This window comes from Phyllobacterium sp. MT110, from assembly GCF_058792715.1.
This window is the reverse complement of record NZ_JBXAFE010000001.1, coordinates 415080-437050: the sequence shown is the minus strand read 5'-3', so window position 1 is coordinate 437050 and position 21971 is coordinate 415080. Positions and strand designations below refer to the sequence as shown.

The 21971-nt window shown below is 60.8% G+C and carries 21 protein-coding genes; 9 read left to right on the top strand and 12 right to left on the bottom strand.

Going from position 1 to position 21971, the window contains the following annotated elements:
• Positions 1-146: 146 nt before the first annotated feature.
• Positions 147-1013, top strand: coding sequence for an MBL fold metallo-hydrolase (locus AC1Q5O_RS02125; protein WP_492561757.1), 867 nt, complete (start codon positions 147-149; stop codon positions 1011-1013).
• 10 nt (positions 1014-1023) lie between these two features.
• Here AC1Q5O_RS02125 and AC1Q5O_RS02120 read toward each other — a convergent pair whose 3' ends face one another.
• From AC1Q5O_RS02120 to AC1Q5O_RS02065, 12 genes are all read right to left on the bottom strand, one after another.
• Positions 1024-1503: a cytochrome c-type biogenesis protein gene (locus tag AC1Q5O_RS02120; protein WP_346307420.1), complete on the bottom strand. Its 480-nt coding sequence runs from the start codon at positions 1501-1503 to the stop codon at positions 1024-1026.
• Complete coding sequence (locus tag AC1Q5O_RS02115; RefSeq protein ID WP_492561756.1) at positions 1500-3494, bottom strand: heme lyase CcmF/NrfE family subunit; 1995 nt, start codon at positions 3492-3494, stop codon at positions 1500-1502. The genes AC1Q5O_RS02120 and AC1Q5O_RS02115 overlap by 4 nt, the downstream gene beginning before the upstream one ends.
• Positions 3491-3937 carry a cytochrome c maturation protein CcmE gene (gene ccmE / locus AC1Q5O_RS02110; protein WP_346307418.1) on the bottom strand — a complete coding sequence of 149 codons (447 nt, stop codon included), beginning with the start codon at positions 3935-3937 and terminating at the stop codon, positions 3491-3493. Before ccmE ends, AC1Q5O_RS02115 begins: the two co-directional genes overlap by 4 nt.
• On the bottom strand, positions 3937-5115 hold the full coding sequence (ccmI, locus tag AC1Q5O_RS02105; RefSeq protein WP_426137164.1) for a c-type cytochrome biogenesis protein CcmI: 1179 nt from the start codon (positions 5113-5115) through the stop codon (positions 3937-3939). Before ccmI ends, ccmE begins: the two co-directional genes overlap by 1 nt.
• A 98-nt stretch (positions 5116-5213) precedes the next feature.
• Entirely contained in the window at positions 5214-5651 is a 438-nt protein-coding gene (locus tag AC1Q5O_RS02100; protein WP_288194122.1) for an RT0821/Lpp0805 family surface protein, read from the bottom strand.
• Between the two features lie 89 nt (positions 5652-5740).
• Entirely contained in the window at positions 5741-7084 is a 1344-nt protein-coding gene (locus AC1Q5O_RS02095) for an ATP-binding protein (RefSeq protein ID WP_223612369.1), read from the bottom strand.
• Positions 7085-7163: 79 nt separating this feature from the next.
• Entirely contained in the window at positions 7164-7835 is a 672-nt protein-coding gene (locus AC1Q5O_RS02090; protein WP_105736062.1) for a response regulator transcription factor, read from the bottom strand.
• Positions 7836-7887: 52 nt separating this feature from the next.
• Complete coding sequence (locus AC1Q5O_RS02085; protein WP_374042749.1) at positions 7888-8187, bottom strand: hypothetical protein; 300 nt, start codon at positions 8185-8187, stop codon at positions 7888-7890.
• A 99-nt stretch (positions 8188-8286) separates the two neighbouring features.
• Entirely contained in the window at positions 8287-8505 is a 219-nt protein-coding gene (locus AC1Q5O_RS02080; RefSeq protein WP_223611376.1) for a hypothetical protein, read from the bottom strand.
• Positions 8506-8533: 28 nt separating this feature from the next.
• On the bottom strand, positions 8534-10930 hold the full coding sequence (locus AC1Q5O_RS02075) for a phage tail protein (RefSeq protein WP_492563059.1): 2397 nt from the start codon (positions 10928-10930) through the stop codon (positions 8534-8536).
• A complete protein-coding gene (locus tag AC1Q5O_RS02070) occupies positions 10815-11351 on the bottom strand; it encodes a hypothetical protein (protein WP_492561755.1) in 537 nt (178 codons plus the stop codon). Before AC1Q5O_RS02070 ends, AC1Q5O_RS02075 begins: the two co-directional genes overlap by 116 nt.
• A gap of 143 nt (positions 11352-11494) precedes the next feature.
• Positions 11495-12130: a LysE family translocator gene (locus AC1Q5O_RS02065; protein WP_492561754.1), complete on the bottom strand. Its 636-nt coding sequence runs from the start codon at positions 12128-12130 to the stop codon at positions 11495-11497.
• A gap of 276 nt (positions 12131-12406) precedes the next feature.
• Here AC1Q5O_RS02065 and AC1Q5O_RS02060 point away from each other — a divergent pair, with 276 nt between their 5' ends.
• From AC1Q5O_RS02060 to AC1Q5O_RS02025, 8 genes are all read left to right on the top strand, one after another.
• A complete protein-coding gene (locus tag AC1Q5O_RS02060; RefSeq protein ID WP_492561753.1) occupies positions 12407-14575 on the top strand; it encodes a transglycosylase domain-containing protein in 2169 nt (722 codons plus the stop codon).
• Positions 14576-15086: 511 nt separating this feature from the next.
• Positions 15087-15608, top strand: a complete 522-nt coding sequence (locus AC1Q5O_RS02055) for a Csu type fimbrial protein (RefSeq protein ID WP_492561752.1) — start codon at positions 15087-15089, stop codon at positions 15606-15608.
• A 93-nt stretch (positions 15609-15701) separates the two neighbouring features.
• On the top strand, positions 15702-16367 hold the full coding sequence (locus AC1Q5O_RS02050) for a Csu type fimbrial protein (protein ID WP_492561751.1): 666 nt from the start codon (positions 15702-15704) through the stop codon (positions 16365-16367).
• A 167-nt stretch (positions 16368-16534) separates the two neighbouring features.
• Positions 16535-17272 carry a fimbrial biogenesis chaperone gene (locus tag AC1Q5O_RS02045; protein ID WP_492561750.1) on the top strand — a complete coding sequence of 246 codons (738 nt, stop codon included), beginning with the start codon at positions 16535-16537 and terminating at the stop codon, positions 17270-17272.
• A complete protein-coding gene (locus AC1Q5O_RS02040; protein ID WP_492561749.1) occupies positions 17238-19655 on the top strand; it encodes a fimbria/pilus outer membrane usher protein in 2418 nt (805 codons plus the stop codon). Before AC1Q5O_RS02045 ends, AC1Q5O_RS02040 begins: the two co-directional genes overlap by 35 nt.
• A gap of 18 nt (positions 19656-19673) precedes the next feature.
• Positions 19674-20765 carry a Csu type fimbrial protein gene (locus AC1Q5O_RS02035; protein ID WP_492561748.1) on the top strand — a complete coding sequence of 364 codons (1092 nt, stop codon included), beginning with the start codon at positions 19674-19676 and terminating at the stop codon, positions 20763-20765.
• Positions 20766-20846: 81 nt separating this feature from the next.
• A complete protein-coding gene (locus AC1Q5O_RS02030; RefSeq protein WP_464663051.1) occupies positions 20847-21431 on the top strand; it encodes a DUF1214 domain-containing protein in 585 nt (194 codons plus the stop codon).
• Positions 21424-21969 carry a DUF1254 domain-containing protein gene (locus AC1Q5O_RS02025; protein WP_346305130.1) on the top strand — a complete coding sequence of 182 codons (546 nt, stop codon included), beginning with the start codon at positions 21424-21426 and terminating at the stop codon, positions 21967-21969. The genes AC1Q5O_RS02030 and AC1Q5O_RS02025 overlap by 8 nt, the downstream gene beginning before the upstream one ends.
• Positions 21970-21971 lie beyond the last annotated feature (2 nt).

The following is a 21971-nucleotide window of genomic DNA, read 5'->3' as shown; positions in this document are numbered from 1 at the left end:
TTTAATAACCAACAGTGATACAGATAAGAACGTTACGCCGCCATTTCCGCAACATGACAAATTTGTAAGATAATTTTCTGGCGCTGCGATTCGTCAGCCACTGGAGGATAGCCCATATGCCATCAATGCCGCCGCTCGGATCCACAATGCGTACGCACCAGCCCTATCCGGGCGTTTATGCATTTTACGATGGCAGGATAGACGGCGCGCGCGCCTATTCCGCCGATCCGAACTGGCTGGATGACGGAGCCTATACGCTTGGCCTGTGTTCCTACGCCGTCGTTTCCGGCGAGGAAGCTCTCGTTTATGACACCAGCATTTCAAACCAGCATGCGGCGCTGATCCGCAACACGCTGCAGGAAGCAGGTGTGCGGCACATCCGCGTGGTGCTCAGCCACTGGCATGTGGATCATGTGGCGGGCAATGCGGTGTTTGCCGATTGCGAGATCATCGCCAATGACCTGACGGCCAAGGCGCTCACCGACAACAGGGAACGGCTGGAGAACGGCACGCCGCCCATCCGGCCGCTGGTCATGCCCAACAGCATCTTCACGGGCGAGCGCGATCTGAAGATCGGCGACATCGCGGTGCAGCTGCGCCACGTGGATATTCACAGCCATGACGGCACGGTGATGATCCTGCCGCATCTGAAGCTGCTGTTTGCCGGCGACGCGCTGGAGGAGCCGATCACCTATGTGGCGGAACCGAAGCGGCTGGAAAACCACCTGCTCGATCTGGAACGGATTTCAACCTGGGATATCGAAAAAATCCTGCCCAATCACGGCGCGGAGAATGTGATCGTGGCCGGCGGCTATGGACCGGAACTGATTGCCGCCACGGGGCGCTATGTCAGCAAGCTGATGCGCCTGCGCAACGAGCCGGAGCTGGCTGGCGATGACCTGCAGGCGTTTACGGCGGACGATTTCCGTTCGGGCGTGCTGACCTATTATGCACCCTACGAGCCGGTCCACAGGCAGAATGTGGAATCAGTCATCGGCGCGCATCGCAAATAGCAGTTGCGGATCAATCGTTGGAAGCAGCCAGGAGTTTCTTGAGCTGCTTCTTTTCGCTGTCGGACAGCGGCGGCGTTTCCAGAGGGGAACGGCGGCGGCGGCGAATCGAAACCACGATGGCGATGGCACCGGCAACCAGCGCCGCAACGGGAAAGCCCCACAGCAGGATCGTGCTCAGCATCAGGCGCGGCTTCAACAGGACGAATTCGCCGTAGCGGGCGACGATGAAATCAAGCACCTGCTCGTCCGTATCGCCTGCCGTCAGCCGTTCACGCACCAGCACGCGCAAATCCCTGGCCAGGTCCGCGTTGGAATCATCGATCGACTGGTTCTGGCACACCATGCAGCGCAGCTCGGTGGAGAGGGTGCGCGCCCGTGTCTCCAGTGCCGGGTTGGCCAGCATCTCGTCGGGCGAGACGGCGCGTGCGCCGGTCGCCGCGAAGCTCAGGGCTGTCAGCAACAGCAAAACCGCGGCAAGCGCGCGCCTCATGCCATGGCTCCCCTCGCCCGCTGCGGCTTGGCAGCTTTTGCCTTGCCGGGTGCGCCGACCCGCAGGCGCCGGTCAGCCAGGGACATGGCACCGCCCGCCATCATCACCAGCGCGCCGAGCCAGATCAGCGTGACATAGGGTTTCCACCAGACGCGCACGACCATGCCGCCATCCGGCGTGGCGTCGCCCAGCGAGACATAGAGCTGGCTGAAGAGGAATGTCTTGATGCCCGCTTCGGTGGTCTGCATCTTGCGCACGGGGTAGAAGCGCTTGGACGACATCATCGTGTCCACCTCCCGCGCCGCGCTGTCGAGGATGGTGAACTTGCCCTGATCCTCGGTGAAATTCGAATCCTTGACCGGATCGATGCGGTCAAAACGGAGCGTGTAATCGGCCACGCGGACGGTCTGGCCCGGCTTCATCACCGTCACGTCTTCCGTGGCAAAGGTCGAGACGACAACGATGCCCAAAAGGGTGACGCCAAGGCCGAAATGCGCGAAGGCGGTGCCGAACACCGATTTCGGCAGGCCGGCCAGCCGCCGCAGCATGACGCTGACGGGCGCCTTGCCAAAACCGGCTTTCAGGGAAAGATCGGTGAGTGCGCCCAGCATCAGCCAGAACGCCAGGCCGATGCCGAACGCCGAGAAGATCGCCGTGCCCGAGGTCTTGTAAAGAACCACGGCCACCACCAGCAGGGCGAGGAAGAATGCCATCATCAGCCGCTGGGCGACGCCAAGGATATCACCGCGCTTCCATGCCAGCAGCGGTCCGAACGGCACGGCGGCCAGCAGCGGGATCATCAGCGGACCAAAGGTCATGTTGAAGAACGGCGGCCCGACGGAAATCTTTTCGCCGGTCAATGTTTCCAGGAGCAGCGGATAGAGCGTGCCGATCAGCACCGTTGCGGCCGCCGTCGTCAGGAAGAGGTTGTTGAACACCAGCGCCCCTTCGCGCGAGATCGGCTGGAACAGGCCGCCCGGCGCCAGCGTCTGGGCGCGGCGCGCGAACAGCGCCAGCGATCCGCCGATGAAAAGCACGAGAATGGCAAGAATGAACAGGCCGCGGCCCGGATCTGTGGCAAAGGTATGCACCGAGGTCAGGACGCCCGAGCGGACGAGGAAGGTGCCGAGCAGCGACAGGGAGAAGGTCAGGATCGCCAGCAGCACCGTCCAGATTTTCAGGGCCGAGCGCTTTTCCATCACCAGGGCCGAGTGCAGCAGCGCCGTTCCAGCAAGCCACGGCATGAACGAGGCGTTTTCAACCGGGTCCCAGAACCACCAGCCGCCCCAGCCAAGCTCGTAATAGGCCCAGTAGGAACCCATGGCGATGCCGCCGGTCAGGAACATCCAGGCCGTCAGCGTCCATGGCCGCACCCAGCGCGCCCAGGCGGCGTCGATACGCCCGTCGATGAGCGCCGCGACAGCAAAGGAGAAGCAGACGGAAAAGCCGACATAGCCGAGGTAAAGCAGCGGCGGATGGATGGCGAGACCAATGTCCTGCAGGATCGGGTTGAGGTCCTGCCCTTCGATCGGTGCAGGACTGGTGCGTGTGAACGGATTGGATGTGGCAACGATGAACAGCAGGAACGCCGAGCCGATCCAGGCCTGCACGCCCAGCACATTGGCTTTGAGCGACGGCGGCAGATTGTTGCCGAAGAAGGCAACCAGTGCGCTGAAGAATGTCAGGATGAGCACCCACAGCAGCATGGAGCCTTCATGATTGCCCCAGACGCCGGTGATCTTGTACAGCATCGGCTTTTGCGAATGCGAGTTCTCCCAGACATTCTGCAGGGAGAAATCCGACACGATGTACGCGGATGTCAGCGCGACAAAGGCAAGCGCGATCAGGGCAAAGACCGTGAAGGCGGCGGGAACGGCAACGGCCATCATGCGGTCGTCGTTGCGCCGCGCCCCCCACACGGGCACCACGGCCTGCACGATGGACAGGGCGAGCGCCAGAACCAGTGCGAAATGTCCGAGTTCAACGGTCATGGCTGCTTGTTCTCCCCCTGCCAGACGCCCTTGGCCTTCAGACTGTCGGCAACTTCCTTGGGCATATAGTTTTCGTCATGCTTGGCAAGCACACTGTCTGCCTGAAACGCGCCGCCCGGCGCAAACGTGCCCTCGATCACCACGCCCTGATCCTCACGGAAGAGATCGGGAAGGATACCGTCATAGGTCACGGGAACGCTCTTGATGTGATCGGTGACGGCAAAGGTGATCCGTGTGCCCGTACCGCGCACCACGCTGCCCTTTTCAACCAGGCCGCCCAGCCGGAACCGCGATTCCGACTGCAGGTCCGCAGCGGCGATATCCGACGGCATGCGGAAAAACGCGATCCGCTGCTGCAGCGCAAACAGCACCAGGCCGGCCGCGCAGGCCAGCACCACCAGGGCGCCGCCGATCACCGAAAGCCGTTTCTGCTTGCGCGTCATTATTTCTTCTCCCGCGGCGTGTCGCCGGGCTGTTCCACCAGGCCCAGATCATCGGCGACTGCGTCGAGACGCGCAACCTTGTCGGCGCTCAACACTTTGCGAGCATTCGCCAGCGCTTCCAGCGCATCGTTGGGGCGGTTGAGAACCACATAGGACCGGACCAGCTTTTCCCAGCCCTCGACATCGTCGGGTGATTGTTTGAGTTTTTCGGCAAGGCTGGAGACCATGCCCTCGATCATGGCGGCGCGATCCTGGACATTCATCCCGGCCGCCGCCTCGACCTGCGACGCATCGGGACCTGTCGCCCTGTCGATGTCGCTGACATCCGGCGCATCGCCGGCGATCTCCTTGTCGAGCCGTGTCAACGCCGCCTGCGCCTCGTCGCGCCACGGCACGTCGCTGGGCGCATCGACCAGCAGCTTGCGGATCAGGTCGCGCGATTCAACCAGCTTGCCCTGCTGCATCCAGCCGTTGATGATGAAGAACTGCGGGCGCATATCGCCGGGATTGAGCGTGAGCGCCCGGTTGAAACTGGCTTCCGCCTCGGGCGTCATCGTGCCGCCCGCTACGGCGCTCAACGCTTCACCCAGACCCATTTGGCGCGGACCGCTGTCACCGTTCAGGCGGATGGCATTGCGGTATGCGGTCACCGCATCGGCGGGGCGTCCCGTGCGCAGGTAGATCGGCGCCAGCACTTCCCATCCCTGCCCGTCATCGGGATTGAGGGTGAGATGCGCTTCGGCACGGGCAATCAGCTCGGCGGGTGTCGCCTGATCCGCCGGACGGGACAGGCGCTCGGCCAGCGGCTGCGCCGGCAGATCCGGCGAGCCGGTCTTGGCATAAATGCTCCAGGAAAGCAGCGGGATGGCCAGCACGGTCACCAGCGTCAGCCATTCGCGGGTGGCGCTCTTCTGCGGGCGATAGACCGTTTTGTCGGCTTCGGCGGCTGCCGCCGACTTCAGCAGACGCCGGCTGATTTCAGCGCGCGCCTGTTCGCTGCTGGCCGCATCGATGATGCCACGCTTTTCGTCAGCCTCCAGCTCCCGCAACTGGTCACGGTAAACCTCGACATCATATGTGTTGTCCGACACGCTTGTTTTGACGCGGCGTGTCAGCGGCAATAGCACCACGAGCGTTGCGATAACGGTCAACAGTGCGGCAGAAATCCAGAAAACCATGCGTTGAGACATAGTCTGCAAGCGCCGTAAAATCCAAATGGATTTCACGGCTAGGGCAATTCGCCGCAAAGCGGGCAAATGATCGGGCTATGGAAGCGTCAGATCAGCGGCGTCCAGCTGCCGTCTTCGTTGCGGCAGGCCGTCCCGCGTGACGTCTGCGGCGTTCCGTCGATGCGGATGGTGTGGGTATACTGGCGGCAGTTCTGCGAGCCGACCTGGTATGGCTGCGCCGCCACCACTTCGCCGCTGCGGCTGCCCGAACTGTTCTTCCAGTCGACAGCCTTGCCGGCAGGCGAATATTCCAACGCCTGATATTCGGCCTGAAGCGCGCTCTTGCGGTCAGCCGGATCGAGTGAAGCCGCCAGGCGGCTGCCGAGCAGGCCATTGCCGAGCGGCGCAAGCACGCCCGAGGTTGCCGGCTGGGACGATTTGCCGGTCAGGCGGGCAAAGGTGCCTCCACCCTTGGCGCCCGACGTGGTCGAGCACGCGGAGAGAAGAAGAACGGCAATAAGAGAAAGAGCAATCTGGGATTTCATCATGGGTCCGTTTTTACGGGGCCTCGCAACAAAGGCAATAGCTAGGCAACCATTTATGACCCGATTGGGCATCCCGTTGCAAGCGCCATTCAGTCGCCGGCCACCGGAAGCGTGATCCGCGCGCGCAAACCGCCGAGGTCCTCGCTGCGTTCCAGGCGCAGCGTTCCGCCATATTCGCGCACGGTGTCATGGACGATGGACAGCCCGAGGCCGGTTCCCGGCTTGCTCTCATCCAGGCGTTTTCCGCGCGTCAGTGCATCCTTGATCTGGCCGGGTGCGAGACCCGGACCGTCATCCTCGACGCTGATATCGAATGCATTGTCCATGGTTTCCCGATTGGCGGCCGACACCGTAAGCCGGATGGCGCTGCGTCCCCATTTCCCGGCATTTTCCAGAAGGTTGCCGACGATCTCCTCAAGGTCTTCCTGCTCGCCCGCAAACACGGCATCGGGCATCCTGTTGTCGAAGCGCATATCCATGCCCGGATTGAGCTTGGCGGTGACACGCACGAGACGCGTCAGGATCGGGGTGACGGACGCGCGAAAGACCACGCTGTCGCGCTGCGCCGCCACACGGGCCCGCTGCAGATAGTGCTGGATCTGCACCTGCATGGCCGCGCTTTGTTCGGCGACGATCTTGCCCTTTACGCCGCCGATCGTCCGGCTTTCATTGGCCAGAACCGACAGGGGCGTTTTCAGGGAATGGGCGAGATTGCCCACCTGCGTGCGCGAGCGCTCCATGATGCGGCGGTTGTTTTCGATCAGCGCATTCATTTCACGCGCCAGCGGCGCAATCTCGATAGGCAGATCCTCGTCAAGCCGCGAAACCTTGCCCTCGCGGATATCGGCGAGCGAACGGCGCACGCGGTCAAGCGGGCGCAAGCCGAACAGGATGACCGCCGCATTGATCAGCGTTCCGGCAATGCCGAAAACGCCGAGGTAGAAATAGAGCGTGTTGCGGAAATCGGCGATTTCGCCTTCCAGCTCGCTCAGATTGCCCATCACCCGAAACCGGGCGACGCGGTTTTCCGCATCCAGCACCACTTCCGTCTCGACGATGGAGAGCTGTTCACCTTTCAGGCCCGGCTCCGTATAGGAACGCTGGAACGAGGTGTCGAAGGGAACCATCAGGGTTGATGGAGAATCGATGCTCTTTCCGCCGAGCGAGATCGACCGCAGCGAACCCTTGAGATTGTCCGCGACCGGATCGACGGACCAGTACCAGCCGGAAAACGGGCTGGAATAGCGCACTTCGCCGGGGTCCGGCCGCCCGACCAGCGTGCCGTCATTCACGCTGACGGAGGCGATGACGCTGAACAGATGCGCCGAAAGCAGCTGCTGGAAGCTGTGCTGGCGCGCTTCGCCATAGAGCGCCGAAATGATGGTCGCGATGGCAACGAAGGATACGATGGTCCACAGCGTCGAGAAGAGAATGACGCGCAGGGAGAGTGACCGGACATTGGGGAGGTAGCGGGTCAACCGTATGATCACGCGTGTGCCCTGCTCCTGCCCGTCAGGCCTTGTTGTCCTGGGATTTGATGCGATAGCCCATGCCGCGGATGGTTTCGATCAGATCGATACCCATTTTCTTGCGCAGCCGCCCGACAAACACTTCAATCGTGTTCGAATCGCGGTCGAAATCCTGATCGTAGAGGTGCTCCACCAGTTCGGTGCGCGAAACGACCTCGTCCATGTGGTGCATGAGGTAGGACAACAGGCGGAATTCATGTGAGGTCAGCTTCAACGTTGTGCCGTTGACCGCCGCCTTCGACGTCTTGGTGTCAAGGCGCAGCGGGCCGCAGGTGATTTCCGACGAGGCATGACCCGCCGCCCGGCGAATCAGCGCGCGCAGGCGCGCCAGCACTTCCTCGATGTGGAACGGCTTGGCGACGTAGTCATCGGCCCCGGCATCGATGCCGGCCACCTTGTCGCTCCAGCGGTCGCGTGCGGTGAGCAACAGCACGGGCATGATGCGCCCGTCGCGCCGCCACTTCTCAAGCACCGTCAGCCCGTCCATCTGCGGCAGGCCGATATCCAGGATCACCGCGTCGTAGGGTTCCGTATCGCCGAGAAAATGCCCCTCTTCGCCGTCGAAAGCGTGATCCACCACATAGCCGGCTTCGGTCGTTGCCTCGACCAGCTGGCGATTCAGATCACGGTCATCTTCAACGATGAGTATTCTCATGCACAACTTTCCCCGCCGGACAGGCTGAACAACAGATCAAACGGCATCCGGCTCAGTTCGCTGGAACCGCAACCTCGACGCGGCGCGGACGTTCACCGTCCTTGCCGGGAATGAGCACCACGACCACGCAAACCTCGCGGCCGTTCTGCGTCTGCGAGGTGGCGCGCGCCAGGGTGCCTCCCTGGGACTGGGCCACCTGCTGACCGACCTGCGAGCAGTCGGCTGCAGCCAGCTGAAGCAACGCACCGTTCTGCGATGCATCGGGTGCAATCGGAACAGCCCCGGCATGAAGCACGCCGGATGCTGAAATCAGGGCCGCTAGGGGCAAGGAGAAAAGTGTGTGTTTCATCATGGCGCTATTATTATCAATCGCAGTCTGAACGATGCATGAACAGTTGGACGTGGCGTGAGCCTTTGATAACAGGTTTGCCACAGGTCACGTCTTTTAACACTATATTTCTTTACGTGAAATGAGCGCCGTTGCACTCAGCCGGCCAAAAAGCGCGGCGATGCCGCTGAGCGCCGTCAGAAACTGCATGATGGTATCGGCAAGCCGGGCCTCGAGGTCATGATCCAGCGACACATTGAAGAAGCTTGAACAGGACAGGACGATCGTTGCGATTGCTGCCCAGATGGTCTTTGACAGGTACCATTGTTTTTCATTGGTCATAATCAATTCCTTTTGAAACAGTTTGATTTTAAAGGGCTTTTGTCTGCGTATCAAAAATGGCACGGGCGAATCTGCCCGCACCGGCAGCACTGGAAATCATGGCGACGCTGAAATCGACTGCGCTTGCAAGACTGCCGAAATCCGCCAGGCGCAGCGCCGACGGATAAAGCCATTCCGGCCGCGCAACCTCGGCCGACCGGATCAATTTGCCGCTGCTCCGTATTTCAATCCGATAGGCCTCGCGCTCCTCACCCAGCGGAATTTCCGCAGCCAGCCAGCTGTCCGCATCGATGCGCCCGCGCCGTATCCAGGCAATATGCAGATTGCCCTGCTCATCTGCCCTGCCGCTGAGGTGGACGGGTTCGAGCGGCTCGAGCGCCCGGATGCCTCCGGTCATTGTCACCATGCTGAAATAGCGGTCGGAAAAATCCTGGCCCGCCGCACCAATGCGCCAGTGCAAGGCCAAGCCCGTTTCCCGGGCTTTCAATCCCGCCGGTATCACCGCACCGTCCAGAAGGATGAAGGGCGTATGCCTTTCCCGTGGCTGCAGCGCCTCCCGCTCGGTTCCGCATTGCCCGCGCAGCAGGCCGGACAAACGCCACCGGTCGGCAGCAACCTCCTCGGCATGCAGGAACTGCAGGATTTCCCATTGGCCGTCGGGGGATGCCAGAAGCGCCGAATTCGCCCCGTTGAAGAGCTGCGGCAGCGTGGTTGAACGCAGCTCGCCAAAGTCAAGATCGACCTCCAGACCGGCATTGCCGAGCAGGCGCCCGCTGACACCGCCCGGCAGCGTTTCCGCCAGCCTGCCCATCACCGCCCGATCCGGCAGCGCGGCCCGCGCCTCAAAACCGGTGTCTTCCGGCGAGGCATGAACGGATGCGCCCGCCCACGGCCTGGCAAAGGCGGCAACCCGCAATTGATCAAGCGGATTTTCAGCACCCGGCCACATCGGCAGATCGCACAGATGAAAACGCGGACGGCCGAACACCGCCACAGTTGCCGTCGCCGCGGAAGCGGGCAATCCCGCCCTGTCCGCATGCCGCACATGTCGGGGCAGGCCTTTTGCCTCGACACGGCGGGTTGCGCCGTCTTCAATGGAGGTGACGAGATAATCCTTGACTGGCATGGAGCCATCCAGCCGGATGCGGCTGCCCACCTTCAAGGCGGCATGCTTCCACGGCAATTCGAACGATACGGTCCGCCGGGCGGCACGGTGTGCCTGCAGCCAGTCCTCCGCCAGGCCTTTGACCTGGCCCGCCTCAAGCATGGCGGCAATGGCAAGATTTTCCGTTCCCTTGCCGTCCGGCCTGCCGGCAGATGCCATCGCCACCTGATAGTCGAGCATCGGATCGCGATAGGCGATTTCGACCCGGGCGGGCTGCTCCATGATTTCATGCAGCTTTCGCTGCACCGCCCCCCTGTCATCGGGCTCGACGAATTCATCGATCAGTGCGGTTTGCGCGGGCATACGCGCCGCGCTTTGAAACACCAGCGTCGCACCGTCTTCGAAGGCGTTGATGCCGAAAACCTCAAGCAGCGGCTCAAGAACCGACCGGGCATGTGCGGGCTCTTCGACGATCAAACCGCTGACAAAGCCATCCGCCGCACTCGCATCCACCCCGGCAATGCCGAAATCGGCGAGAACAGCACCAATCAGCTCATCGAGCGCAACCCCGGAAAGCCTGCCGTTCAGCCAATGCCCCGAGGTCCAGTTGTCGCCGTCGGACCAGAGCTTGCGGTTAAGAGGAAACTCCGGAAACGGCCTCGTATCCCAGGCCCAGACATAGACGCGGCCCGTATTCAGCATGGCGCCGCCATGGCTGTGCCAATGGTCTAGATGGGCACGCAGAAAACGGTTCTGTGCGAGGTCGCTGCGGCCGTGATCGGAAAAATACGGAAACGCCCCCTCGGAGGATTTGGCATCGGGAAAGACATTGGGCTGATTGGGGCCCTTGTCGACCGCCGGACAGCCCAGTTCGTCGCCCCACGCGGCATCGAATTGCGGCCCGCGCAGGCTGTCGGGATCCTCCGAGGAGAACATTGCCGCCGTCGCGCCATTGGCCCAGACGAGCCGCCGGCGCGTCACCTCGAAACGCGGCCGCTCGGCCCGCGATACCGCCATGATCCCGGACGGGCCGTCGACCATGACCTCGCGCACATCGGCAAGCGTTTCGCCCACCAGCGCGATGCTGAGGGATGGCCGCGGCCGGAAGGGCGGAAAGCCCTGCACGATGCTGTTGACCCACTCCGCCCCGGCGCGGGTCTTGCCGGAACCGCGCCCGCCAAGGATCAGCCATGTCCGCCAATCCCTATGCGGCGGTTGCTGGTTCGCCCGCCCCTGGAACACCCATTCGTTGATCAGGGACTGCATCTGCACCGGGCTGAGATTGTCGCTGCACCAGTTCGTCGGCGCGGCAGAGGGCAAGTTCATGGATTCTTCCGTCGATGCGCACCAGCGCTTCGCGCAATTCTTCCGGGCTCAGCATGAGCATGGACCGCTGCTGTTCAACGCGCTTCTCCTGCATGTCGCTGAGGCGATCCATGGTGCGGGCAAGCTGCGCCAAGGCATCCAGCCGCGTCTTCGCCGTCGCCGTCTCGTCTCCCAGTTGCAGTTGCTCCAGCTCCTTGCGTACAAGCGCCATGAGATCGTGAATGAGGGTCATTTCCGTGTTCTGGCATTCCAGATGTGCAAGCGTCAGCCCGTCATCGAGGACGCGCTGCTCGAATTCCGTCCGGCTGATGCCGAACACCGGCGCCATTGCATCGGCGGAAATCCCGTAGTGCCGGCAGAGATCATAGGCGTGCCGACGGCACAGCGCGCTCTCGCCGCGCTCCATCACTGTCATGGCCAATTCCTGGAAGATCAGATCGCCCGCCACCGGAATGATCCGGGCACATTTCTGACGATAACCAGACCTTACACAAGTTGCGTCACGCGGTCAAGGACTATCTTCCTAAATATGATTATTTTCTTTCAATGCCCCCGCCGTCAGGCGGATGCCTTCCTCCAGCCGAGCGCCAGCAGCCCTGCCCCGATCATCAGCGAACCGCCGGTGCGGTTGACCGCCCGCTGCACCCTCGGCTTGCGGATGGTCTGGCGCGCCATGGAGGCCATCAGCGCATAGGTTCCGGCATTGAGCGTTGCCAGCACCAGGAATGTCGTCTCGAAGATCAGCATCTGGGTGAAGACCGGCCGTGCCGTGTCGAGAAACTGCGGCAGGAACGCCACGAAAAAGATGATGCTTTTGGGGTTCAGCGCCGTCACCACATAGGTGTGCAGGAAGATGCGCAGCGCGCTTCCATCGCTCTCCTGCGCATCGCCAGTGGCGGCAGTGTCCGCCACCGGGGCGCGCCACAGCTTGATGCCGAGATAGATCAGATAGGCCGCGCCGATCCATTTGAGCACGGTGAAGATCGCGGCGGAGGCGGCAAGCAAGGCGCCAAGCCCCAGCATGGAGGCGGTCATGGCAGTGAAATCGCCCAGCGCCACACCCGCAACGGTTGCAGCGGCAAAGCGGCGGCCATGGCCAAGCGCATAGGAAATGACCAGCAGGATGGTCGGGCCGGGAATGGCCAGAAGGATTGCCGATGCCGCAACAAATGCCAGCCAGTGTTCGATGGACATGCTCTTTCGCTCCCGCCAAAAACCACAGCAATCCATCAGCGGAACACAATTGCAAGTGGAATTTTTGCCGCCCCGGACTCCATCAAATCTCGGTGTTGGCGGCTGCGCCCCTTGTCGCCCGATCAGAAAAAGAGTTAAATTTTTCCTTGAGATAGAAAGGGACGAAACGGACTGCCGCGGTCTTATAACGGCCATCATAAGAAGCTGTTAAGCGTAATCGGCTACATCATATCTTCGCGCGCGATGTGGCTGACGACAGGCAGACAAGAGATTGGCATGATGAACGAGCCTCGGGCCAAAAACACTCTGACCGAGAAGAAACGCAAGCGATTCAAGGTCTCGCCTCTGCTTGGACTTGATGCCTGGATCGATTCGTCGCTGTACGAGCTGCGTTTCCGCCTCGCCGAATTCTGGGAAGACACCACCATCTTCTTCCGCCGCTTCCATGTATCGGGCTGGCGGCGCGGCGTCGTCGAACTCCTCAGCGAAGGCTTTACCTGGGGCACCGCCGGTTCCGTGGTCATGCTGACGCTCGCCATTCCCGCCTTCCACGACACGGAAAAGAACTGGCGCACGCGCGACGATTTCGCCGTCACCTTCCTCGACCGCTACGGCAACGAGATCGGCCAGCGCGGTATCCTGCACCGCAGCGCCGTACCCATCGACGAATTGCCCGATCATGTGATCAAGGCGGTTCTGGCCACGGAAGACCGCCGCTTCTTCGACCATTTCGGCATTGATTTCCTTGGTCTTTCCCGCGCCATGACGGAAAACCTGCGCGCCAATTCCGTGGTCCAGGGCGGCTCCACCATCACCCAGCAGCTGGCGAAAAACCTGTTCCTGACCAATGAGCGCAGCCTCGACCGCAAGATCAAGGAGGCGTTCCTGGCGCTGTGGCTGGAATCCAACCTGTCGAAAAAGGAAATCCTGCAGACCTATCTCGACCGCGCCTATATGGGCGGCGGCACGTTCGGCATCGCCGCGGCCTCGGAATTCTATTTCGGCAAGAGCGTCAAGGACGTCAATCTGGCCGAGGCGGCCATGCTCGCCGGCCTGTTCAAGGCCCCGGCCAAATATGCGCCGCATGTCAACCTGCCTGCCGCCCGCGCCCGCGCCAATGTGGTCCTGAGCAATCTCGTGCAGGGCGGGCTGATGACCGAAGGCCAGGTGGTGGGTGCCCGGCGAAATCCCGCAACGGTCGTCGATCGTGCCCGCTCGGAAAGCCCGGATTATTTCCTCGACTGGGCGTTTGACGAGATCCGCCGCGTCGGCCAGAAACTGCCCTCGCACACCCTCGTCGTGCGCACCACGCTCGATACCGGCATCCAGAAGGCGGCGGAGGAATCGGCGGAATATCACCTGCGCCAGTTCGGCAAGGAATACCATGTAACGCAGGCGGCCATCGTCGTCCTGGAAACCAACGGCGCGGTGCGCGCCATCGTCGGCGGGCGCGACTATGGCGAAAGCCAGTTCAACCGCGCCACGGCGGCGCTGCGCCAGGCCGGTTCCTCGTTCAAGCCCTATGTCTATGCCGCCGCCATGGAAAAGGGCATGACGCCGAAAACCATGATTTCGGGCGGCGCCGTGTCCTGGGGCAACTGGTCGCCGCAGAACTATTCGCGGCAATATCTCGGCCAGATCGACCTGACGACGGCCCTCGTCAAATCCATCAACACGGTGCCGGTGCGCCTCGCCAAGGATTATCTGACGACGGCGCCCATTGTGGCGCTGGCGAAAGCCATGGGCGTGGAATCGGTGATCAGCTCGCACAAGACCATGGTGCTCGGTACCTCGGGCATGACGGTCATGGATCAGGCGACGGGCTACAACACTTTTGCCACCGGCGGCCTTGCCGGCGTGCGCCATGCCTTCACCCAGGTGAGCGATCAGAACGGCAAGCTCCTGTGGGACTGGAAGACCGACGGGAACAAACCGCACCGGGCGCTCACCGAAAAGGCGGCCTTCAACATGAACATCATGCTCAGCCAGGTGCCGGAATGGGGCACGGGACGGCGCGCCGCCCTGCCGATGACGCGCGTGGCGGGCAAGACAGGCACGACCCAGAGTTACCGCGATGCCTGGTTCGTCGGCTTCACCGGCAACTACACCGCCGCCGTCTGGTTCGGCAACGACAACTTTACCCCGACCAAGGAGCTGACCGGCGGCATCCTGCCGGCGATGACCTGGCAGCGTTTCATGAACTACGCCCACCAGAACATCGATCTGAAGCCCATTCCCGGCATCGATCCGGCGATGCCGAAGCAGGACAAGGTGGCGGCCGCCAAACCGGCCACGGGCGATGATGCCGAAGCGCTGAAGGCAGCCGAACGCCCGCGCGTGCTCTCCAATGCCACCGTCACCTCGCTGCGTGAAATCGGCCAGGCGCTGAAGGACGCGCCGGCACTGAAATTGCCTGATGTGCCGACGAAAATCTCCGCCCGCTGACGCCGTTTGCCGCGATGCCGTGCGTGGTTCGACAAGCTCACCATGAGGGAGGTGGTTTGGAGTGAGGTTAATCACAAACGCTGCAGACTATAACTCCCTGCAATCCTCAACCTCCCTCATGGTGAGCTTGTCGAACCACGCACCACATGGTGAGCTTCCTGAGCTTTTCGAAGGGTGAACCACGCACGAACGACCGCGCGGAATACTGATTCGCCATGCCCGCGCGCAGCGGAAATGCGGGCCAGGTTGTGCTTGCAGCGATCACCTGCCGCCGCGCGGCAACATATTCAAGGTTGAATCTACGGTTGAATTTAAGCATTAAATGCAATCTATAGTAGGTTAAATTCGCGATATACTATACTAAAGTATCATGAATAAGTTGAAATTTACGGGTTGAAATCCCGCGTCTTCTGGCTATCGTTGAACTGGCAATTATACTGCTGCGTGAGTAACGTTGTACTCAGCAGCCATTTTCAGACATTGATTTTGAACCATACCTTTAGGAGAAATGATGAAAGTTTTCATCCCAATTTTAGCCGCATCCGCCCTCCTTGCCTCCACCGTTTCCGGCTGGTCTGAGGTTGTTAATGGTGACCTGCAGGTCAGGATCGTAATAGGCGAAGCGTGTAAGGTTAATCCCGGTGGGAGTGCCGAATTGCACTTCGGATCGCGTGGCGACGTAACCAGTACTCCCACTACTGGTAGCACTGCGAAAGAGGGTAAAGGCTCCATCCAGGTTCTGTGCAGCAAGGGCACCAAATTTAGTATTGCCCTTGACGACGGTAAAAATCTCGATGCGAGTGGCGTCCGCAACATGAAGAATGGCGCGGGCGAAACGATCCCTTATCAACTATACTCGGACTCCGCCAATAAAACGCTTTGGGGGAGCGGCTCCAAGTCAGGAAGGCCGTTAGCATCGGAAGCAACTGGAGAGCTGGATTCCTTTCAGGTTTTCGGCCTTATTCCCAAGCAGTCAAAAAATCCTAAAACAGGCACATACGAAGATACGGTGGCGGTGACGGTAACGTTCTGACATTTCCTGATTTTTATGATCAATACCCCGAGCAGCGTGCACCCCATGCACGCTCTCAATCAGCAATTTTGGAATATTCATTTAGGAGCAGCAATGAAAATTGTCATCCCCATTTTGGCCATGTCAGCCGTGATTGCAAGCAACGGTGTCGGATGGTCTGCCGAGACCGCGACGGGTAGTCTGGGGGTCAAGCTCGAATTTAAAAGAGAATGTAGGGTCGATCCCGGCGCAAAGGGCCTTCTTCTCGATTTCGGAAGGCCTTTAAATTTGGCTGAAAAAGAAAAGATTGATGCCAAGGCTATTATCGAAGTCCAGTGCTCAAACAATGTCGAATACAGGATTTATATTGATTCCGGTAAACACGCCAAGGCTCCAACCCCGTCTAGTGCCAACGTGTCGGCTGACCGCAGGATGAGCAACGGCAAAGGTGCTTTCATAGACTATCAAATATATCATTCGGATGACCTCAACAAAGAGTTGATTGTGGGAACGAAAGGTATGCCAGCGGAATTTGTGCAAGGAAGTTTCAAGGGCAGCGGCAGTTCTCAACCAGTGACAGTGAACCAGATGAAAGAGAAACAGCATAAAGGCGATGGCGGCATGATATTGTCCGATTATATGGGCATCCACAGCGAATTATCAAAGGGTGACATTGAGCAATACACGGTTATTGGCCGCGTCCTGAAGCCGAAAAACGGATTCCTTGATCTTCCTACTGGTACTTACAGTGACACGCTGAGGGTGACCGTTAGTTTCTGATTGGTGTCTATGCCGTCCTTACCACTTTGGCGAAACCGGTTCATAACCATTTGGCAGCGTTGAAGGCAGATCGGCACTCCGGCCGGAGTTCGAGCCAGTCCGCTTTTTCAACGATTCCATTTTTTCGTATTTATTTATATTTTTCAAATATTTAGACTGGATTTTTTATGATTTTTTCCCATCCCGCGAAGCTGCTCTTCGCCATAGTCTCCTTTGCCACGATGCTGGTTTTCAACGACACCGCCCTCGCAGCGCCACTGCAGGTCTCGCCTGTCTCCGTCGATCTCACCGCCCCGGGCCAGACGGCAACGGTCAATCTGCGCAATGAGGGGGACCGTCCCGTCAATGTCCAGGTCCGGGTGTTTTCCTGGAGCCAGGTGAACGGTGAAGACAAGCTCACGCCAAGCCGCGATGTGGTCGCCAGCCCGCCCGCCGCGACGCTGCAGCCCGGCACCACCTATACGATCCGCATTGCCCGCATCGCCCCGCCGCTGAAATCCGGCGAGGAAACCTACCGGCTGCTCGTCGACCAGCTGCCCGAGGTCAATCTGCGCCGTTCGGCTGCGTCGGTGGATATGGTGCTGCGCTATTCCATCCCGGTTTTCTTCACCGAAAGGTCTGCCGGTGCCGACCTGCAATGGAATATCAGCCGTGAGGGCAAGAGCCTGATTGCCGAGGCCACCAATGTGGGCAATCGCCATGCCAAGCTCGCCGGTCTCGCGGTCGCTTCCGCAGGCGGCAAGGTTTCCTTCGGCGAAGGGTTGAACGGCTATGTCCTGCCCGGCTCGACCCGGCGCTGGATCGTCAGTGCGGGTGCGCAGCGCATCCAGCCCGGCACCAGCGTCAATGTTACGGCCAAGGGAGATGACTATGCGGTCAATCAGACAGTCGTGGTCAAGCCGTAATCTGCGCCTTGCCTGCATCGGGTTTTGTCTCGCCGGAACCCTATTCCCCGTTCTGGCGCAGGAGGCACCGCCGATCACACCGGAACTGCCCGCATCCGGGCAGGAGCTGCTGCTTGGCGTCAAGGTCAATGACAATGCCTCGCGCGTGCTCGCCCGCTTCAGGCATCTGCCCGACGGCAAGCTGGCGGCGACGCCGGATGAACTGCGCAAGGCCGGTTTCCGCGCGGAGCGCGGTGTCGCCGGCAAGGATGGTTTCATCCCGCTCGACAGCCTGCCCGGCGTGGCCTGGGAATATAATGATGTGGACCAGATGATCGCCTTCACCGCGCCGGATCAGGCGCGCGAGCCGACGACCGTCGATCTCGGCAGCGAGAGCGAGCCGATCGATTATTCCGCTGTGCGTTCGGATTTCGGGCTGGTGACGAACTACACCCTCTATGCCACATCAGGCTCCAACTGGCATGGCGACAATCTTGACGGCAGCCTGAGCGGCAGCGTCGAGTCACGGCTGCTGACGCCCTTCGGCACGCTCTCGACAAGCGGCCTCGGCCGGATGAACCCCTTCGATGCGGGACGCTATGACATTGCCCGGCTGGACAGCGCCTGGCGCTATGTCGATCCGAAGCGCATGCTGACCTACCAGATCGGCGATACCGTTTCCGGCGCGCTGTCGTGGAGTTCGTCCTACCGGCTGGGCGGCTTGCAGATCAGGCGCAATTTCGGCATCCGCCCGGATCTGGTCACCACGCCCGTCCCCAGTCTCAGCGGCAGCGCCTCGGTGCCCTCGACGCTCGATCTCTATCTCAACAACATGAAGGTCTATTCCGGCGACGTGCCGTCCGGGCCCTTCGATTTCAGCGGCCTGCCTTTTCTTGGCGGCGGCGGCGATGCGCGCATTGTCATGAAGGACGCGCTCGGCCGCGAATCCGTGATCCAGCGTTCCTATTTTTTTGCGCCGGGCATGCTGCGCAAGGGCTATGTGGATTATTCCGCGGAGGTCGGCTTTCCGCGCCTTGGCTACGGCTATTCCTCCTTCAACTATGCCAGCGATATCGCCGCCTCCGCCAGCATCCGCTATGGGCTCACCAACTGGCTGACCCTGGAAGGGCATGCGGAAGGCATCCGCAGCCTGGTCAATACCGGTGCGGGTTTTGCCGCAAGCCTTGGCCCCTACGGGTCCGTCAATGCCTCGGTGGCCGCAAGCCGCTATGAAGGCGCGCTTGGCGAGAAGATTTCCGCCTATTATCAGGTTTCCCGCAACGGCTATTCCTTCTATATCGGCGGCGACCGCATGATCGGCGATTACAATGATGTCGGTCTGGTGGCCGACCGGCGCAACGATTACGAAACGCCGGTTTCCGCCCGCAGCCGTCAGGTCGATCGCGTCGGCGTTTCCTTCCCGCTCGGTTTCGATCCCTCCTCGCTCAGCCTCGGCTTCTCGCGCGTTCACGGCGCCGGGCGCGACAACGATTCCAGCCTGGTCAGCGCGTCCTGGTCGCGCACGGTGTTCGACAAGGTCTCGCTCTATGTCACCGGCTATGGCGATCTCGGCCGCCGTGGGGATTTCGGTGTCTATGCCGGCCTGTCCATGCCCATCGGCAAGGACATGACCGCCTCGGCCAGCCTCTCGCGCAATGGCGATCACATCGGCGTCGATACCAGCCTGTCGCGTTCCTCCGGTCTTGAGGAAGGTGCCGTCGGCTGGACCATACGGGACCATGAGGGCGGTGGCGGCAACAGCGCCCGCTCGGTCAGTGCCAATTACCGCACGCGGCTGGCGCAGCTTTCGGGCTCCGTCGAGCAATCCGGCGATCAGGGCCGCCTCACCGGCACCATCGAGGGCTCCGTCGTTGCCGCCGGCGGCGGCGTGTTCCTGGCCAATCGCGTCGACGATGCCTTCGCCGTGGTCAAGGCAGGCGGTCCGAATGTCGATGTATCGGTCAACAGCCGCCGCGTCGCCAAGACCAATTCCCGCGGACGTGCCCTCGTTCCCTCGCTGGATTCCTATCGGCGAAACCGCATTTCCATTGACCCGGCCAATCTGTCCTTCGATCTGCAGCCGGACCAGACCGAGGCGATTGTCATCCCCGCCGACCGTTCCGGCGCCGTGGTGGATTTCGGCGTCAGCAAAGTCGATGCCGCCATCGTCAGCCTGACGGGGCCGGACGGCAAGTCCGTGCCGCTCGGCGCCGCGGTGCAGCTTGACGGGTCCAGCCAGTCCACCGTTGCCGGCTATGACGGCCGCACATACCTCACCGGACTTTCCGGCCGCAACAGCATCACCGTCACCCTGCCCGAAAACGCCGGCACCTGCCATGCCACGTTCGATTATGCGGCCAAACCCGGCGCGCAGCCGGAAATCGGACCGATCCCATGCCGCTAGAAAAAGTGAGAAAATTCAATGCCTGTTTCACATTCTGACCGCCGCCAGCCTGCGGCTTTGGCAAAAGCCCTCGGAACAATCATCCCGCTGCACCGATGGCTGCTTGCATTCTCGGTTCTGATCGTTGGGCTGGCAGCGTCGCCAGCCTCGGCTCAAGTCTGTATGGTAACACAAAAACCGGATTTTGGACCCGTCGAAATACAAGACATTGTGTCTGCGGGCGGTTTGCTTGCTTCGACAAGTGACTATATCGAATATGAATGCAAATCGGATGACCATGGCGGCCTGGATAATTTTCTGATCTGCGCGACTATCGTAGCTTCAAATCCAGAAAACCGCGATAAGAAGGTTCTCAATAGATTTTATCAGACCACTAAAGACGACTCTCGTATCGCATGGAAGATAGAGAGTGATGATGATAAACGCGATATTAAGAGTGACGGCATCTTCCAGCTTTCAGTCGTTCCTCCCATTGATAACGGACAGCCTGCCTACAAGGTCACAGCGCGTCTACATCTGAAAGTGACCTATCTCGAGCGTAAGGATCAAGATCGCGTCCGGCCTGAAACCTACACCAATCAATACGACATCAGAACCACTATTCACTCTAGACGATCTCAGACTAGCTGCCCTCCTCAACAGCAAATCATAGATAGTTCGAATATAAAGTCCTTCTTCACCCTAACAACAACTGTCCTGGAAACCTGCCGACTCGAAAACAATGGCGCAAAGGCGGAGAAATTCAATGAGATCAATTTCGATACAAGAGGCGCCCTTGCCGTAGCAAATGCCGGTGCCGGAACGATCACCGCGATAAGCCATATCGACGTGCGCTGCACCTATAAAACACCCTATACCCTTGATCTCGACAACGGCGAACATTTCGACGGCGGCACGCGGCGCATGAAGAACGGTGACAATTTTCTGGCCTATCAGCTGTTCGACGCCACGTCCGGCACGTCCTTGCCCTGGAGCAAAATTTTGGGGACGGGCAATGCCGTCAATACGGTCAACGAACATAAGGTCGAAGGCCAATTGACCACGCCCATCGCCGTTGCTCCCGCTGCGGGCACATACAAAGACACGATTGTCGTGACGCTCACATTCTAGGCATGCAAATTGCGAGCGGGCATGAGCGTAATTATCGGCACCACCTTGCCTCACCGCACATTTCGCGTGTAGTCATCGTTCATGCTTCGAAATGTGCTTCTTGCCCTCATCGCTCTTGTCATTGCCGTTGGCGGCGGCACGCTGAGCGCATGGTATGCCGTGAACCGCTTCGACGGCTTCGGCACGCTGACCATCGGGCAATGGACCGGTTATCCCGATGCGGGCACGCCGCAGTCCGACCCCTATGCCAAGGCGCGTGCCGCGCGCGAGGGTGCGTTTCCGCTCGGCAGCGCCGAGGGCCTGGCTTTCTACGCCTACCGCGACGATCAGGGCCAGGCGCTCAATCGCCAGTGCACCTACCGCATGGCCGGCAACAGTCCCAATTCGCGCTTCTGGACGCTTTATGCGGCGGATCTGGCGCTGATTCCGCTCGATCCCGGCGCGGACCGGCCGCCGGCCCTGCACTCGCGCCAGATTTTCCGCGGCGACAACGGCGCATTCATCGTTGCCGTCTCGCCCAAGGCCCAGGCCGGCAACTGGCTGGCAACGGCCGGCTCCGGCCGCATGGTGCTGGTGATGACGCTCTACGATACGCCGGTCGGCGGCAATTCCGGCCTGGTCGACATGACCTTCCCGGCGGTGAAAAAGGTGAGCTGCGATGGGTAGACTGATCCGCGCCCTGCTCTTCGGCCTGGTCGGCGCCGGCATCGTGCATGTGGCCGTGGTGCTGCTTGTGCCGCTCTATTCCGACCGCAATGCCTGGTCGCGCATATCAGACTATGGCGAAGACTGGGCCTTCCACCCCGTGGTGCGGCAGGCGACGGCGCAGACCGTGCCGCTGGCGCTCGACCCGCTGTTCGAAGCCGTGGCCTGCCGCTTCGACATCACCGACCTTCCCGCCCGCATCACCGGCGTCGGCACCGCGCCCTACTGGTCGATTTCCGTCTATGACCGGCAGGGCGAGAACATCTATTCGATCAATGACCGCACCGCCATTGCCGACCAGCTCGATCTCGTCATCGCCCGGCCCCTGCAGATGATCGAACTCAACAAGACCAAGCCGGTATCGGCCGCCAATTCCGTGCTGATCGAGGCGGATATGAACGAGGGCTTTGTCGTCGTGCGCGGCTTTGTGCCCGACCAGTCCTGGAAAGCCCAGGTCGACGCCTTTCTGAAAAGCGCCAACTGCGCGCCGCTGCTCTGATT

Coding starts and splice junctions, on each gene's coding strand:
- AC1Q5O_RS02070 (WP_492561755.1), bottom strand. CDS start 11,351: ATGACAGTGATGGAGCGCGGCGAGAGCGCGCTGTGCCGTCGGCACGCC.
- AC1Q5O_RS02115 (WP_492561756.1), bottom strand. CDS start 3,494: ATGACCGTTGAACTCGGACATTTCGCACTGGTTCTGGCGCTCGCCCTG.
- AC1Q5O_RS02085 (WP_374042749.1), bottom strand. CDS start 8,187: ATGATGAAACACACACTTTTCTCCTTGCCCCTAGCGGCCCTGATTTCA.
- AC1Q5O_RS02030 (WP_464663051.1), top strand. CDS start 20,847: ATGCTTCGAAATGTGCTTCTTGCCCTCATCGCTCTTGTCATTGCCGTT.
- AC1Q5O_RS02055 (WP_492561752.1), top strand. CDS start 15,087: ATGAAAGTTTTCATCCCAATTTTAGCCGCATCCGCCCTCCTTGCCTCC.
- ccmI (WP_426137164.1), bottom strand. CDS start 5,115: ATGGTTTTCTGGATTTCTGCCGCACTGTTGACCGTTATCGCAACGCTC.
- ccmE (WP_346307418.1), bottom strand. CDS start 3,937: ATGACGCGCAAGCAGAAACGGCTTTCGGTGATCGGCGGCGCCCTGGTG.
- AC1Q5O_RS02060 (WP_492561753.1), top strand. CDS start 12,407: ATGATGAACGAGCCTCGGGCCAAAAACACTCTGACCGAGAAGAAACGC.
- AC1Q5O_RS02120 (WP_346307420.1), bottom strand. CDS start 1,503: ATGAGGCGCGCGCTTGCCGCGGTTTTGCTGTTGCTGACAGCCCTGAGC.
- AC1Q5O_RS02025 (WP_346305130.1), top strand. CDS start 21,424: ATGGGTAGACTGATCCGCGCCCTGCTCTTCGGCCTGGTCGGCGCCGGC.
- AC1Q5O_RS02100 (WP_288194122.1), bottom strand. CDS start 5,651: ATGAAATCCCAGATTGCTCTTTCTCTTATTGCCGTTCTTCTTCTCTCC.
- AC1Q5O_RS02125 (WP_492561757.1), top strand. CDS start 147: ATGCGTACGCACCAGCCCTATCCGGGCGTTTATGCATTTTACGATGGC.
- AC1Q5O_RS02040 (WP_492561749.1), top strand. CDS start 17,238: ATGCGGTCAATCAGACAGTCGTGGTCAAGCCGTAATCTGCGCCTTGCC.
- AC1Q5O_RS02090 (WP_105736062.1), bottom strand. CDS start 7,835: ATGAGAATACTCATCGTTGAAGATGACCGTGATCTGAATCGCCAGCTG.
- AC1Q5O_RS02035 (WP_492561748.1), top strand. CDS start 19,674: ATGCCTGTTTCACATTCTGACCGCCGCCAGCCTGCGGCTTTGGCAAAA.
- AC1Q5O_RS02080 (WP_223611376.1), bottom strand. CDS start 8,505: ATGACCAATGAAAAACAATGGTACCTGTCAAAGACCATCTGGGCAGCA.
- AC1Q5O_RS02065 (WP_492561754.1), bottom strand. CDS start 12,130: ATGTCCATCGAACACTGGCTGGCATTTGTTGCGGCATCGGCAATCCTT.
- AC1Q5O_RS02050 (WP_492561751.1), top strand. CDS start 15,702: ATGAAAATTGTCATCCCCATTTTGGCCATGTCAGCCGTGATTGCAAGC.
- AC1Q5O_RS02045 (WP_492561750.1), top strand. CDS start 16,535: ATGATTTTTTCCCATCCCGCGAAGCTGCTCTTCGCCATAGTCTCCTTT.